Below are 13,822 nucleotides of genomic sequence, written 5' to 3'. Positions count from 1 at the left end.
TGGGCGGGGAAAACTCGCGGGTTTCACCCGCCCTACAAATTTGCAATCAAACCATTGCAACTCCTTTTGGTAAAAAAGCGATGAATACTACTGATGTAAATCGTACTAAGCCCGCCGCAGCGCCTATACCGGCTGCTGCCGTAGCGGTACACAATGTGCCTAGTGCTAATAAAAAACTTTCCCTGCTTGATCCGCAGCTGATTCAGCCGGCGATAATTGATTCGTTTAAAAAATTAGCGCCTAAAACCCAACTTAAAAATCCAGTGATGTTTGTGGTGTATGTGGGCAGTATTTTAAGCACACTGCTGCTGATTCAAGCCTTGGCGGGCCATGGTGAAGCGGCCCTGAGCTTTATTGCTGGGGTATGCGCCTGGCTGTGGTTTACCGTGCTGTTTGCTAACTTTGCCGAAAGCCTAGCAGAGGGGCGGAGCAAGGCGCAGGCGGCGTCTTTGCGGAACACTAAGAAAAACGTCATCGCCAAAAAGCTCTCTGGCCCGGGGCGTAAATATGGCAAATCCATTGCTGACAGCGCCAGCCTGCGTAAGGGTGATTACATTCTGGTGGAGGCCGGTGATGTCGTGCCTGCAGACGGTGAAGTGATCGAAGGCGTGGCATCGGTGGATGAATCGGCGATTACGGGTGAATCTGCACCGGTGATTCGTGAATCAGGCGGCGATTTTACGGCGGTTACGGGCGGTACTCGGGTCTTATCCGATTGGATTGTGATACGGGTGAGCGTGAATCCGGGTGAAGCCTTTCTGGACCGCATGATTGCGATGGTAGAAGGCGCAAAACGCCAGAAAACGCCGAATGAAATTGCGCTCACTATTTTGCTGGTGGCTTTAACCATCGTGTTTATGGTGGTGACGATTACGCTACTGCCTTTCTCGATGTTTAGCGTAGAAGCCAGCAAAGCCGGTTCGCCGATTACCATTACTGCCTTGATTGCCTTGCTGGTATGTTTGATTCCAACCACGATTGGTGCGCTTTTATCTGCCATTGGCGTGGCGGGGATGAGCCGTATGATGCAGGCCAACGTGATTGCCACATCAGGCCGTGCGGTAGAAGCCGCCGGGGATGTGGATGTGCTGATGCTGGATAAAACCGGCACCATCACGCTGGGTAATCGTCAGGCGTCAAGCTTTGTCCCTGCGCCAGGCGTAACAATGGAAGAGCTGGCAGACGCCGCACAATTGGCATCCCTTGCCGATGAAACCCCGGAAGGGCGCAGTATTGTGGTGCTGGCTAAGCAGAAATTTAATCTGCGTGAGCGCCCGCTTTTAAGCCATGCGGTTGAGTTTGTGCCCTTTACCGCGCAAACCCGTATGAGTGGCGTAAATTATGACGAACGCCTGATCCGTAAGGGTGCCATTGACGCGATTAAAAAACATTTAGCAAGCTTGGGCGGTGTATTTCCTGAAGCGGTAGGCAAACTGGCTGATGAAATCGCCCGTCGTGGTTCAACGCCTTTGCTGGTGAGTGATGGCCCTAAAGTGATGGGCGTGATCGAGCTAAAAGATATCGTTAAAGGTGGGATTAAAGAGCGCTTTGCCGAGCTGCGCCAGATGGGGATTAAAACCATCATGATCACGGGTGATAATCCGCTGACGGCTGCGGCGATTGCGGCCGAAGCCGGTGTGGATGATTTCCTGGCCGAAGCCACGCCAGAAGCCAAACTTGCCATGATTCGCCAGTATCAAGCCGAAGGTAAATTGGTAGCGATGACGGGGGACGGTACCAACGATGCGCCTGCACTGGCGCAAGCCGATGTGGCGGTGGCGATGAATACCGGTACGCAAGCGGCCAAAGAAGCGGGCAATATGGTGGATCTGGATTCTAATCCAACCAAATTGATTGAGATTGTAGAAATCGGCAAGCAAATGCTGATGACACGCGGCTCATTAACCACCTTTAGTATTGCCAACGATGTGGCGAAATACTTTGCCATTATTCCGGCCGCTTTTGTGTCGACTTACCCGCAATTAGGCGCTTTAAATGTAATGGGATTAAATAGCCCTAATTCAGCCGTGATGTCGGCGGTTATTTTTAATGCCCTCATTATTATGTTTTTAATTCCTTTGGCATTAAAAGGCGTGAAATACCGTGCACAGGCTGCCGCGCAATTACTGCGTAATAATTTATTGATTTACGGTTTGGGTGGCTTATTAGTGCCTTTTGCCGGGATTAAAATCATTGATATGGCATTGGGTGCGATGGGCTTAGTTTAAGTTATCTGGCATCCGGCCTATGCCGGATGATGACGGGGCACGCGTATGGACATGATTGGAAACTTATTGCTGATTGTTTTCATGATGGTGTTGGCGTATGCGGTGTGGCGTTGCAGCCATTGGTTTTGGCGGCGCTCACCGACGCTTAACGAGTATCTGGCAAAACATGTTGCTTGCAAGGGGGAAGGAGTGGTGGGCTGCTATCGCTGCGGCACTTTTTATCCTTTGACCAAAGAGCATCTATACGCTGTGCGCTGTAAAACCCTCTGTAGCTGCTGCAAAACCGTATTGTGGCGTAGTGAAGTTTGATGTGGTGAATGCGCGATGCGCCTGCCACTTTATTGATAGATTCACCTCTTGAAGCAAGCCCTGGGGCAAGCACAAAGGATTTGAAAATGAATACCCAATTAAGACCCGCTCTGGTTATTTTTGCACTGCTTTCTGTTGTGACAGGCTTGGCTTATCCGCTGCTGGTCACGGGCATTTCCCAGGCCACCATGCCAGATCAAGCCAATGGCAGCTTAGTGCAATTGCAAGGTAAGGCTGTAGGCTCTAGCTTGATCGGCCAGAATTTTAGCGAGCCGCAATATTTCTGGGGCCGCCCATCGGCAACAGGGCCGATGGCGTATAACGCGGGCGGGTCGAGCGGCTCTAATCTTGGCCCAACTAATCCCGCTTTGCTTGATACCGTACAAGCGCGGGTGGACGCCTTGAAAAAAGCCCATCCAAATCAAGCCGCTGCGATTCCTGTTGATCTGGTTACCGCCTCAGGCAGTGGGCTTGATCCCCATATCAGCGTCGCCGCAGCCCGTTATCAATTAGAGCGAGTGTCGGTTGAGCGTAAGCTATCTAGCGATAAAGTGGGTAAACTAGTGGAAGAAAACACCGAAGGCCGTCAGTTTGGCCTGTTCGGTGAGCCAAGAGTGAATGTGCTGAAGCTTAATATCGCACTGGATCAGCAATATCCATTGGCGAAGTAAGCGCTGAGGAAAAAGGTCTGTAGATACGGAGCTAAATGTGAGAACACAGAGCACACAGAGAAATAAGTGCGTAGGGTGGGTTGAAACCCGCGAGTGATATTGAAAAATACACGGGTTTCAACCCGCCCTACGAAACCTGATTAATAGGGCGCAATCGCCATTGCGCCGTATTAATTGGTGTATTGCCGCTTCGCGTCGAATCCGCTCTACAAGGGTTTTCTCCGTGGCCTCTGTATTCTCTCCCCGTCCTTTGTGTCTACAGACCTTAGGTTTTTAAGCCACATTAACTATAAGTCCGCAATGACCGATACCCGCCCAGATCCCGATTCCCTGCTCGATAAAATCAAACGTGAGGATGAGCAAGCTGCTCGTGGGCGTTTGAAGATTTTTTTTGGCGCTTGCGCAGGGGTGGGTAAAACGTTTGCCATGCTGGCGGCGGGGCGTGTTCAGCAGCAGCAGGGCGTGGATGTGCTGGTGGGCGTGGTTGAAACGCACGGGCGTAGCGAAACTGCGGCGCAGTTGGTGGGGCTGGATGTATTGCCGCTGGCTAAAATGGTCTATAGGGGGCAGATATTGCCCGAGTTTGATCTAGACGCTGCACTTGCGGCAAAGCCTGCTTTGATTCTGATCGATGAGCTGGCGCATTCCAATGTGGCAGGCTCGCGCCACCCTAAGCGCTGGCAAGATGTGGAAGAGCTGCTAGCGGCGGGGATTGATGTTTACACCTCGCTGAATGTGCAGCATTTAGAGCGCTTAAACGATGTGGTGGGGCAGATTACCGGCATTGTGGTGCGCGAAACGCTGCCCGATCAGGTGTTTGACGCTGCCGATGAAGTGACACTGGTTGATTTGCCGCCCGATGAGCTGCTTTTGCGTTTGGCCGAGGGCAAGGTTTATCGGGCAGAGCAGGCCACGCGTGCCAGCCAGAATTTTTTTCGTAAAGGTAATTTACTGGCGCTTCGTGAGCTGGCGCTACGCCGCACGGCTGATAGGGTGGATGCGCAAATGCGCGCTTACCGTGCCGATCAGTCTATTGTGCCTGTTTGGCAAGCACACGAGCGCTTATTGATCAGTGTTGGCCCTTACTCTGGTGGGGAAAAACTGATCCGTAATGCTTGCCGCCTGGCTGCAAGCCTGCATGCAGATTGCTTAGTCGTCTATGTAGAAACGCCAGAGCTATTACGCCAGGGTGAGGCGACGCGTAAGCAGGTATTAAAAACACTCAAGCTGGCGCAAGACTTAGGTGCAGAAACCAGTGTGCTGGCGGGGGTGGATCTGGTAGATACCCTGCTGGCTTTTGCGCGCAGCCGTAATGTATCCAAAATGGTGGTGGGGAAGTCTCAGCGCAATCACTGGTCACGCCTGTGGCGGCGGCCTTTATCTGAGCAGCTGATCGATAAAGCCAGCGATGTTGATGTGTATGTGGTGGCGCACGATGTGAGTGATGCACCGTCGAGCGATACTAAACCCAATAGTTTGTTGTTTGATGAGGCGACACCTAAGCGCCAGCTGCATGGTTATTTTGCTGCGCTGGGTGGGGCGGCGCTGATTACAGTGCTGAGTGCCGGCCTGCTGCAATTTTTTGATCCTGCCAATGTCGTGATGCTGTATTTGCTGGTTGTGGTGCTGGTTTCCGTGCGCTATGGGCGCGGGGCCGGGATTGCGGCCTCGCTGATGTCGGTGGCGGCGTTTGATTTTTTCTTTGTTGCGCCCCATATGTCATTTACCGTATCCGATACCCAGTATTTGCTGACATTTGCAGTGATGCTATCGGTGGCACTGACTATTAGTCATCTGACTTCCAGATTACGCTTTGAAGCCAATGTAGCCACTTACCGTGAGCGCCGAACGCGCGCTTTGTATGAGTTGGGACGGGAGCTATCGGGCGCGCTCACCGCCACACAAATTGTAGAAATGAGCGTGCGCCATCTGGATGGCTTGTTTCAATCGCAAACCCTATTGTTTATCCCGGATAGCGAAGAAAAAGTGCGTGCTTCGCATGAGCATGTCAGTGCTGACTTAGGCATTGCCCAGTGGGTTTATGATTATCAGCAGCCTGCAGGTCTTGGCACACATACTTTGCCCGCCGCGCCTTTACTCTATATTCCGCTCAAAGCACCGATGCGCACCCGTGGTGTGCTGGCTGTTTTACCCAGCGATAGCCAGCACGTATTTCTGCCTGAGCAGCAGCGCTTATTAGAAAGCGCCGCCAGCCAGATTGCACTGGCACTAGAGCGAGTGCATTACGTAGAAGTGGCGCAAGATGCAATTGTGGTGATGGAATCCGAGCGCTTGCGTAATGGCGTATTGTCGGCGGTATCGCACGATTTACGCACGCCACTGACTACACTGGTTGGCCTTGCCAGCTTGCTGGATAAAGACGAGCTACCTAGCGAATTCAGGCTGATTTCGCAAAGCTTGCAAAAAGAAGCGATGCGTATGAATCATATGGTCAGCAATTTGCTAGATATGGCTAGGCTGCAATCAGGGGTAAAGCCCAATAAAGAATGGCAGTTTTTAGAGGAATCCGTAGGGAGTGCGGTGAGGGTGGCAGGGGCAAGTCTTACTGCGCATTGCATTAAAGTGGATCTGCCTGCTGATTTGCCTATGCTCGAATACGATGCTGTGCTGATGGAAAGGGTGCTGGTTAATTTACTCGAAAATGCGGCCAAATATACCCCCGCTGGCAGTAGCGTGACGATCTCTGCAAAAAAAGACGGCGCAATGGCACGTATCGCCATCAGTGATAACGGCCCCGGCTTACCAGAAGGCACGCGCTTATTTGATAAATTCACCCGCGGCACCACCGAATCCGGCGCGCCTGGCGTAGGGCTGGGCCTGGCCATCTGCCGCAGCATTATCTACGCCCACGGCGGACAAATCAGCGCCCGAAATTTAGACCCACACGGCGCAGAATTTGAATTTACCCTCCCACTAGGCACGCCCCCTGTGTTAGAAAATTAAGCGTAGATTTAAGAAATGAACTTCTGTAGACACAGAGCGCACGAAGATTAGAAGCAGAACTCAGAGAAGGCATGGGGAATAGGTTTTATAGGATGTGCATTCGTTCCTCTTGCGAACCGGTTTTCTGCGTTCCGACTGCGTCGTTGTACACCCTATAAAACCTTGCTCATGGTTTCTCCCCGTTCTGCTTTTAAACTCTGTGTTCTTTGTGTCTACAGAACTTTTTGCATTTCCTCATTTGAAAAATAAATAAGGCCCGCATGACAGATATCCCTATTACCGTTGTCATCATCGAAGATGAAAAACCGATCCGGCATTTTTTATCCGAATCCTTGCTCGATGTGGGCATGCAGGTGTTTACGGCAGAAACCGGTAAGCAAGGCTTGATCGAAGTCGCCACGCGTAAGCCTGATCTGATTATTCTGGATTTAGGCCTGCCGGATATAGATGGCGTAACGGTGATTGAACGCCTGCGCGAGTGGTGCGAGCTGCCGATTTTAGTGCTCTCCGCCCGCACGCAAGAAACAGAAAAAGTAAGGGCGCTGGATGCTGGTGCCGATGATTTTCTGACCAAACCCTTTGGTGTGCCCGAATGTCTGGCACGAATCCGCGTTTTGCTCCGCCGCCATACCCGCGGGCAAGGCGTGCAGCAATCTATAGAGTTTGGACAGATTAAAATCGATCTGGTTAATCGTCAGGTTTATAAAAGCGATGTACCGGTTCACCTTACACCTATCGAATATCGCTTGCTGACCACACTTACGCGCTTCCCCGGCAAAGTGCTGACGCATCGTGAATTACTTAAAGCGGTATGGGGGCCGTCGCACTCGGAAAGTAGCCAATATTTACGTGTTTATATGGGCCATTTACGGCAAAAATTAGAAGTAGATCCTGCCTTGCCGCAGCATATCGTCACCGAAACCGGCGTGGGCTATCGATTGATTAGCTAATTAGCATTGCTCTAAGTAGTAAAAGGCAGTGTGGCTAAGGCCGTTAAGTGCAATAATTTTGGCTTGCGAAGTCTGCAAGAAAAATTACTTTCAATTATTCTGGATTAAATTGTGCTTAGTTCTTCCTTACGCGGTAAGTGTTCTGCCTGTGCTCCGATGTTTGTTTTGCTGGAATATGAGTGGTTTTTGTTTGATGGTCGCATGGATCTTGTCTGGGAGCGCCTTGGAAGCTCGCAGGGTGATTTTAGTGTTCAGTTTGAAGATAGCTCACTTAGAGACGCCTTAGATTGGCTGGTACGACATCAGGATACAGACGAAGCAAAGATCAAACTTGCGCTTGATGTTCTGCTGGATGAAGCCACGCCTGAAAATGCACTCTATCTTGAGCAGTTCTTAAGCATTAATCCGGCTCTGGTTGGTAAAAGAATTCAGCAATTGATGTTAGATTTACTGATTAAGCATCAATTTTTGAATGATGAGCGCGCGGCTCTTGCTATGCAGCACTTACAGCAGGCAGGCACACTTTCCCATGAGCATTATTTGCTGCGGGAAGTGCTGGACTGGCTAATTGCAGAGGGATATTCCAGCGCGTCCCAAGCGCAAAATGCGATTGATACCTTGCTGGCAGAGCATGCTTTTGATGCAGATACATTATTGCGAATGCGCCCGATTGATCCTGAGCGCATTAATCCCACTTTGCACCCCTTGCTAACTCGGCAATATCTTCAGCAGCTGCAAGTGCTTGGCTTTTTGGCTCATGCACAGTATCAAAATCTGCAAGCCAGCTTGGATACAGGCGCATTGTCGGAGTATGACGATGCATCCATCAATGGCCTGCTGGATTACCTAATTGCCAGCCATTACATTCCGCAGCAAGAGGCGGAGCAAAGAAAAACCTATTTGTTTAGTGGGCAAGTTGAAACAAGTCTGCTAACAGAATCATTTATTCATGCTTTAAAAGCACTGGATTTTGATCGCACGACCTCGATGTTGCAGGTGCGTCAGGAGCAGAATAAGGCTTCGGATAAAAGAATAGTTCGCTGGGGCTGTGCCGTACTGGTTCTTTTTATCGTGGGTGTGATTGGATTTAAGGGATTAAAGCAGCAAGCTGTAACGGAGCCGCTACCTGCAACGACACTATTGTGCAATGCGGAGAACGTTGAAAGTAGTGTCTCTGTGACACTTTATCAAATGGAGGCCAAAAATAATCTTTTCCGCCCTTCTGCAAATAAGGAGCAGCAAAGGTCTCATATTCATCCAGCCGAAGAGATTGGATACGATCAGCAGAGTGGATCTCGTGCTTGTCGTGTTGTTTTTGAAAGTGAGGGTGAAAAAATAGCTGTTGGTTATTTGATTGCGCCTGAGAAAGAGAAAACCGAGTCATTTAGTCTTACGTTCAGGCCCGTTGACTTTCTGAGTGTTCGTTTTGGGCCTAAAGCGCTTGATCCGGCGCTGAGCGGGCCACTGAGTAGTGAAGTCTTAAATCAGGCGGTGCGGGATGGATTGAAGTCTATTGATGCTGCTGTGGAAAATAAAGGTGCACGGGGTTTGAAAGATAAAACTTCGCGAATTGATGGCTTATGGGGTGTTTTGCCTGATGGAAAATGTACTTCATCTGCAAAAGAGCAGCTAAGTTGCCCTGTATTGATTGATTACACCGCTTCGTTGCTGACTGCTATGGAAGGCTCGGTTGATTTGCAGTTTAAAGCAACAATCGATTTGAAAAAGGTGGGGGATAAGTGGGTGGTGGGGGATGACTTCATATCGCAGTTTATGAAGCCTTTGGCGCTTGCCCGGGTTAAAAAAATGGTGGGTGGTGGAGGCTATTAAGATAAAGCAGAGGGGGCTTAGCCCTCTCTGCGTTTAGCTAAGGCTGGCGTTTTGCTTTATTGAGCAAACTATCCAGCGCCCGCGCAAAGTTTTGCCTGTCTGCGGTGCTCATGGCGCTTGGGCCACCGGTGTCGATGCCGCTGGCGCGTAAGGTGTCCATAAAGTCACGCATATTCAGGCGCTCGCCGATATTCTCTTTACTTAAACGCTCACCGCGTGAATCCAGCACTAAGCCCCCTTTGGCAATCACATCAGAGGCCAAAGGAATATCAGAAGTAATAATTAAATCACCCGCTGTGCATAGCTCCACAATCCGGCGATCCGCCACATCAAAGCCTTGCTCCACCACCAAGGACTTTAAAAAAGGTGAGTGTGGCGTTTGAATATATTGATTGGCTACAAAAGTGCAGCTGATTTTGCAGCGCTCAGCCGCGCGAAATAAAATCTCTTTAATCACCTTAGGGCAGGCATCGGCATCGACCCAGATTTGCATGGCTTAGACCTGTGTATTGTTATTTATAGCGGCGAATTATAGCGCGTGTGGGGTGTTGATTGCGGTGGGATTACGGCGGCGTATTGTTACTTTGGGTGAGATGCACAAGGCGATACGATGCTATTTGTAAATACAGGAAATAACATCTCGCTGTAGATAGTGATACCCTTGAATTCAATCAATCTTTCGATTAAGCCAATGACTTCATCCAATCATCTTTATCAGGCCATAGAAAGCGCCGAAATTGCGCTGAAACGGCAAAAATTAAAGCAAGCCAAGCTCTTGCCACTGGCATTGTTGCTATTTTTTGCCGTGGTATTTGTGATTGCCACAATTTACAAATCGCGCTATCCGGCGCTGGCGTATATCACGGCGTTTTCAGAGGCAGCCATGGTGGGGGCTTTGGCGGATTGGTTTGCGGTGGTGGCGTTATTTCGCCGCCCCCTAGGCTTGCCGATTCCACACACGGCTATTGTGCCGAGAAATAAATTACGAATTGCCGATAGCATGGGCAGCTTTATTCAAAGTAATTTTTTATCGACTGAGCGGATTGTTGGCAAAATACGCGAATTTAATCCGGCGCTTAAAATTGCCACGTGGCTTACGCAAAACTCGCGGCCATTTTCTAATTTATTAATTAGGGTACTGAGCTATAGCCTTAATTCCCTGCATGATGGGCGATTGCTCGCCTTTTTAAAAAGCACCTTAATTGCCGAATTACAGCGCGTGGATATCAGCCAGTTTAGCGGCCATATTTTAGATTCACTCACGCAAAATGGCCGTCATCATCATGTATTAAGCGAAGTATTGCACGAATTACAAAAAATACTTGGCCGCGCCGAAACACAAGAAGCAATGGCCCATGTGGCAGCAGAGGAAATCTCCTTTCTTAAATATATGGTACTGGATAAAGTCGCCGGTAAATACCTCGCCGAAAAAATGCTCGGTGCGGTGCAAAAAGAATTAAAAGCCATGCAAGATAACCCAGACCATCATCTGCGCCTGCAATTTGATCGCTATATCGCGCAATTTATCGATAAATTAAAACACGATGCCGAATTCAAACAAAGAGGCGAAAAGCTTAAAAATGAACTGCTTGCCCATCCAGCGGTAGGTGAATATATCGAAACACTCTGGACGCAATTATTACGCTGGCTGCATAGCGATTTGCACCGAGTCGATTCCACCATCCGCGCCAATATCATACTGCTGGCCGCCGATATGGGAAAAAAGCTCAATGAAAATACCGAAATGCAAGAATGGATCAACACCCAATGCGAACGCGCAATCCCGCCCATCATTGAAGAATACCGCGAAACAATCGGCGTCTTTATCTCCGACCAAGTCAAAACATGGGACGAGCAATATATGGTGGAGCGCATCGAATTAAACATCGGCACCGATTTGCAATTTATTCGGGTGAGTGGGACTTTGGTGGGGGGATTGGTGGGATTGTTGATCTATGTGGTGGCGGGGTATTTGGGGTAGGGCATAAGCAGGATTTCGTAAGTTTTTATATTTATTTACTGTTATTAGATTACATTTTGCTTTCGTGAGGTTTTTTGTGTAATGTGTTTACAGAGTAAATTAGTGCAGTAGCTCGCCAGAAAATATGCTAATCAGCATAAAGCCGCTATGTGATTGAATATAAATAGGAAAAGTAGCGGGGCTTGCTTATATACAGATAAACTAGATATGCACCTGTATAGGTGGATATTTCACGTTGGGCCCCGCAATCAACATGACCGCACATCCGCAGCAGAGTCCTCGCGTCTTGCAATTGCTCACCGAGATGGAGGGAGACCGAAAGGCAATGTTGAAACTTGGAGTGGCCATGACAGGCGGCAATAATGCTCAAATGCTCCCGTTTGACTTCATCACTTTCGGCGCAGTTAAGCGTAATCTCAGCCTCACAGCCGCAATGCGGCTTCTAGTCGAATCTTGGAACATTGTCTGCGCACGCGCAGTGCTGCGCCTTCATATTGACACTTCCCTGCGCTATTCCGCCGCATGGATGGTCGACAAACCTCATGACTTCGCGACTAAGATTCTGAGTGGCGAGCGCATTGACCTAATGAAGGACAAGAACGGAAAGCGATTGACTGATGCTCGCCTTGTTGAGGTTCGCTCTGCCGACTATCCTTGGCTACCAGACGTCTATGCAAATCTTTCTGGCTACGTCCACTTCTCAGGATCACATGTGTTCGACTCGATCGGGCCAATGAACGAAGAGACGAGATCAGTATCCTTTGAGATTACCGACACAGACATGAAATTTCCGGAAGCCAGTTGGATCGAAATTCTTGAGTGCTTTCGTCATGCCACTGAAATTCTCGCCAACTACCTAGAGTGTTACATAACCACTAAGCAGTTATCCACTGAGCAACTGTAGGCTGCTCGCAGCGGGGCGTAAGATTGCCAACCTGTAGGTTTATCAACTCGCGCTGTAGGATGTTTTACTAGGTACAAACCACTTGCTTATTTACTTTGCGCTCAACTTATTAGCCTGAATCGCGGGTTATGCCTGTGGCTAACCCGCCCTACACGGCTTCGCTCTCTGGGGCTGTGTGCCGTGGCTCCCGTAACCTAAACATCAGGCCCTCATGTCCATCGCTTTGTACGACGCCTCTATTCCGGTCTTTTTGCGCTATCTCAATCGTTTGGACGGGCTGGTTGAAGCCGCCGAATCCCACGCGACGGGGCATCAGATCGACGTATCAAATCTTCTTCGGGCATCTATTGCACCAGACATGTTGCCGTTTGAGACTCAGGTGCTCATCGCTGCCAACTTCGCGCTGCGTGCGTGTTTTCCTCTGGCAGGCAAGCTCATTCCGCCTTATGGCGAATTTCCAGCTACCACTCAAGGCCTTCATCTACGCATTGCTTACGTCGTCGGGTTACTCAAAACGCTTCACGCAGCTGAGTTCGACGGTAGAGAGGCTGCTGTACTAGAAAGCAAGGCTGGGAATGCACTTGTTTCACTTAGTGCGCCTGAGTTTTTGCTGCAGTATGCACTACCTAACTTCTTTTTTCATATCACCGCAGCCTATGCCATCCTGCGCAGTCTAGGGGTCGCTGTTGGGAAAGAGCACTTCGATGGTTTCCACTCCTACGAACCAGAGGCAGAAGCCTAAGCGATCTTTCGAGCCGATCCTCACCGGCCGGTTCTCATTTTATCCTGAGCCTACTACTGCACTCCGGCGTGGGCGGCTAACCTCAAACATTAGCGGTAGAAATTATGACTTTGAAATTTGCCTGGGTGGCAAGCTTGCTCTTAGCCTCTGCCCTAGCATCAGCAGAAACCTATAATACAGAGCAAAATCCCCTATTTAAAAAGCTGCCGGTAAGAATTGAGAATGCCTTGTATAGCTCAAAAGAAAATGCGGAGTTTTTTAAAGATTCTGGGTGTGAAGTTGTTGGTGTTGCTATCTGGCTTAAAAATCCACAAAAGAATGATGCTTATGTAGTAGCAACGCGTAACGGCTGCGGCTGGGGCTCGGCTGGAGGGGCTATTTGGGTCGTTCATGATTCTAATTCTGTGGCTAATATTGTCCTTGATTCATTCGGAGTTTCAATAACGCTCAATGACAAAATTAAGGATGGATTTCGTACTATCAGCACATTAGAAGTGAAATGCGGGCTCATGTTCAAATCGCTTTTATGAGCATAACGGCAAAGAATACTTAAAAGTCAAAAGCAAACGCTGTTAATGGGTATGAAACGGTTAGCAATTCGCTCAAGAGGCAAGGGCGTAGCATCGCGCTAGGCATTCCCAATGAAAACCACAAATGAGCTATTCGCTGAGCTGCAGGCACTTGGTGCCGGGGCGGGGAGTTTGAACACCTCAACGGCTCGCTGGCGCCACATCTGCTCGATGAATAAATTAGCGTTTTTTTAAGCATTTAATCAAGTGGACGTAAAGCGTGCTGCTTATCTCAAACCTTAGCCCGCAGGCTCGGCGCTCATACGAACTCCAAAGCTGCTGCTGATTTTGCTCGTGGCCTTGTTGCAAGGTATAAATTATGCCGCAGGTGTGGCGTTTAATTTAATGCCCAGCCCATGCAAGAGTTTCATAATCGTTTCGTAACGAGGCTTGCTGCCCGGTGCAAGTGCTTTGTATCAGCTCTCTCTGCCTAATCCAGAATCTTTTGCGAGTTGCGTCATGCCACGGGCGCGAGCCACATCTTTGATGGCAAGTAAAAACATCGCAGGATCAGGGTCTGCAAGTGCTTCGGATAAGTAAGCACTGATGGTTTCTTCATCGTCAAGATGATCTGCCACATCAAAGGGGGTAAAAGTAGTCATGATTTATTCCTCAAGGCTTGCGGCCATAAACTTGGCATATTCAATGTCGCTAGATTGTGTGGATTTATATCA

At 49.3% G+C, this 13,822-nt stretch carries 10 protein-coding genes and 1 pseudogene; 9 read left to right on the top strand and 2 right to left on the bottom strand.

Annotated features, from left to right (window positions below; genetic code table 11):
- Nucleotides 1-80 precede the first annotated feature (80 nt).
- The 5 genes from kdpB to VN23_RS07805 all read left to right on the top strand — a co-directional run bounded on the left by kdpB (nucleotide 81) and on the right by VN23_RS07805 (nucleotide 8,952).
- On the top strand, nucleotides 81-2,228 hold the full coding sequence (gene kdpB / locus VN23_RS07830; RefSeq protein WP_082752905.1) for a potassium-transporting ATPase subunit KdpB: 2,148 nt from the start codon (nucleotides 81-83) through the stop codon (nucleotides 2,226-2,228).
- 395 nt (nucleotides 2,229-2,623) lie between these two features.
- On the top strand, nucleotides 2,624-3,208 hold the full coding sequence (gene kdpC / locus VN23_RS07820) for a potassium-transporting ATPase subunit KdpC (RefSeq protein WP_046353097.1): 585 nt from the start codon (nucleotides 2,624-2,626) through the stop codon (nucleotides 3,206-3,208).
- Between the two features lie 300 nt (nucleotides 3,209-3,508).
- The gene (locus VN23_RS07815) at nucleotides 3,509-6,172 is read left to right on the top strand and encodes a DUF4118 domain-containing protein (RefSeq protein WP_046352919.1); all 2,664 of its coding nucleotides are present in this window, start codon (nucleotides 3,509-3,511) and stop codon (nucleotides 6,170-6,172) included.
- 260 nt (nucleotides 6,173-6,432) lie between these two features.
- Nucleotides 6,433-7,122 carry a response regulator gene (locus VN23_RS07810; protein ID WP_046352920.1) on the top strand — a complete coding sequence of 230 codons (690 nt, stop codon included), beginning with the start codon at nucleotides 6,433-6,435 and terminating at the stop codon, nucleotides 7,120-7,122.
- A 111-nt stretch (nucleotides 7,123-7,233) separates the two neighbouring features.
- On the top strand, nucleotides 7,234-8,952 hold the full coding sequence (locus VN23_RS07805; protein WP_156455151.1) for a hypothetical protein: 1,719 nt from the start codon (nucleotides 7,234-7,236) through the stop codon (nucleotides 8,950-8,952).
- Between the two features lie 37 nt (nucleotides 8,953-8,989).
- Here the strand turns inward: VN23_RS07805 and VN23_RS07800 are convergent, their stop codons facing one another.
- Nucleotides 8,990-9,445 (bottom strand): YaiI/YqxD family protein, encoded by a 456-nt coding sequence (locus VN23_RS07800; RefSeq protein WP_046352922.1) that lies wholly within the window; start codon nucleotides 9,443-9,445, stop codon nucleotides 8,990-8,992.
- Between the two features lie 168 nt (nucleotides 9,446-9,613).
- On the opposite strand from VN23_RS07800, the gene VN23_RS07795 reads away from it, so the two are divergent.
- The 4 genes from VN23_RS07795 to VN23_RS07780 all read left to right on the top strand — a co-directional run bounded on the left by VN23_RS07795 (nucleotide 9,614) and on the right by VN23_RS07780 (nucleotide 13,109).
- On the top strand, nucleotides 9,614-10,933 hold the full coding sequence (locus VN23_RS07795) for a DUF445 domain-containing protein (RefSeq protein ID WP_156455150.1): 1,320 nt from the start codon (nucleotides 9,614-9,616) through the stop codon (nucleotides 10,931-10,933).
- 253 nt (nucleotides 10,934-11,186) lie between these two features.
- On the top strand, nucleotides 11,187-11,837 hold the full coding sequence (locus VN23_RS07790; protein ID WP_052746715.1) for a hypothetical protein: 651 nt from the start codon (nucleotides 11,187-11,189) through the stop codon (nucleotides 11,835-11,837).
- A gap of 211 nt (nucleotides 11,838-12,048) precedes the next feature.
- Nucleotides 12,049-12,579, top strand: a complete 531-nt coding sequence (locus VN23_RS07785) for a DUF1993 domain-containing protein (protein ID WP_046352923.1) — start codon at nucleotides 12,049-12,051, stop codon at nucleotides 12,577-12,579.
- 104 nt (nucleotides 12,580-12,683) lie between these two features.
- Nucleotides 12,684-13,109 carry a hypothetical protein gene (locus tag VN23_RS07780; RefSeq protein ID WP_046352924.1) on the top strand — a complete coding sequence of 142 codons (426 nt, stop codon included), beginning with the start codon at nucleotides 12,684-12,686 and terminating at the stop codon, nucleotides 13,107-13,109.
- Between the two features lie 356 nt (nucleotides 13,110-13,465).
- On the opposite strand, the pseudogene VN23_RS07775 reads toward VN23_RS07780, so the two are convergent.
- A pseudogene (locus VN23_RS07775) lies at nucleotides 13,466-13,750 on the bottom strand (addiction module antidote protein).
- Nucleotides 13,751-13,822: the final 72 nt, after the last annotated feature.

The sequence above is a fragment of the Janthinobacterium sp. B9-8 genome (assembly GCF_000969645.2).
GTDB lineage: Bacteria > Pseudomonadota > Gammaproteobacteria > Burkholderiales > Chitinibacteraceae > Iodobacter.
The sequence above is the reverse complement of the archived record's forward strand: the minus strand, read 5'-3'. Positions and strand labels throughout refer to the sequence as shown.

Excerpts from the sequence above, each read along its gene's own strand:
- kdpB (WP_082752905.1), top strand. The coding sequence starts at position 81 with ATGAATACTACTGATGTAAATCGTACTAAGCCCGCCGCAGCGCCTATA.
- kdpC (WP_046353097.1), top strand. The coding sequence starts at position 2,624 with ATGAATACCCAATTAAGACCCGCTCTGGTTATTTTTGCACTGCTTTCT.
- VN23_RS07815 (WP_046352919.1), top strand. The coding sequence starts at position 3,509 with ATGACCGATACCCGCCCAGATCCCGATTCCCTGCTCGATAAAATCAAA.
- VN23_RS07810 (WP_046352920.1), top strand. The coding sequence starts at position 6,433 with ATGACAGATATCCCTATTACCGTTGTCATCATCGAAGATGAAAAACCG.
- VN23_RS07800 (WP_046352922.1), bottom strand. The coding sequence starts at position 9,445 with ATGCAAATCTGGGTCGATGCCGATGCCTGCCCTAAGGTGATTAAAGAG.
- VN23_RS07790 (WP_052746715.1), top strand. The coding sequence starts at position 11,187 with ATGACCGCACATCCGCAGCAGAGTCCTCGCGTCTTGCAATTGCTCACC.
- VN23_RS07785 (WP_046352923.1), top strand. The coding sequence starts at position 12,049 with ATGTCCATCGCTTTGTACGACGCCTCTATTCCGGTCTTTTTGCGCTAT.
- VN23_RS07780 (WP_046352924.1), top strand. The coding sequence starts at position 12,684 with ATGACTTTGAAATTTGCCTGGGTGGCAAGCTTGCTCTTAGCCTCTGCC.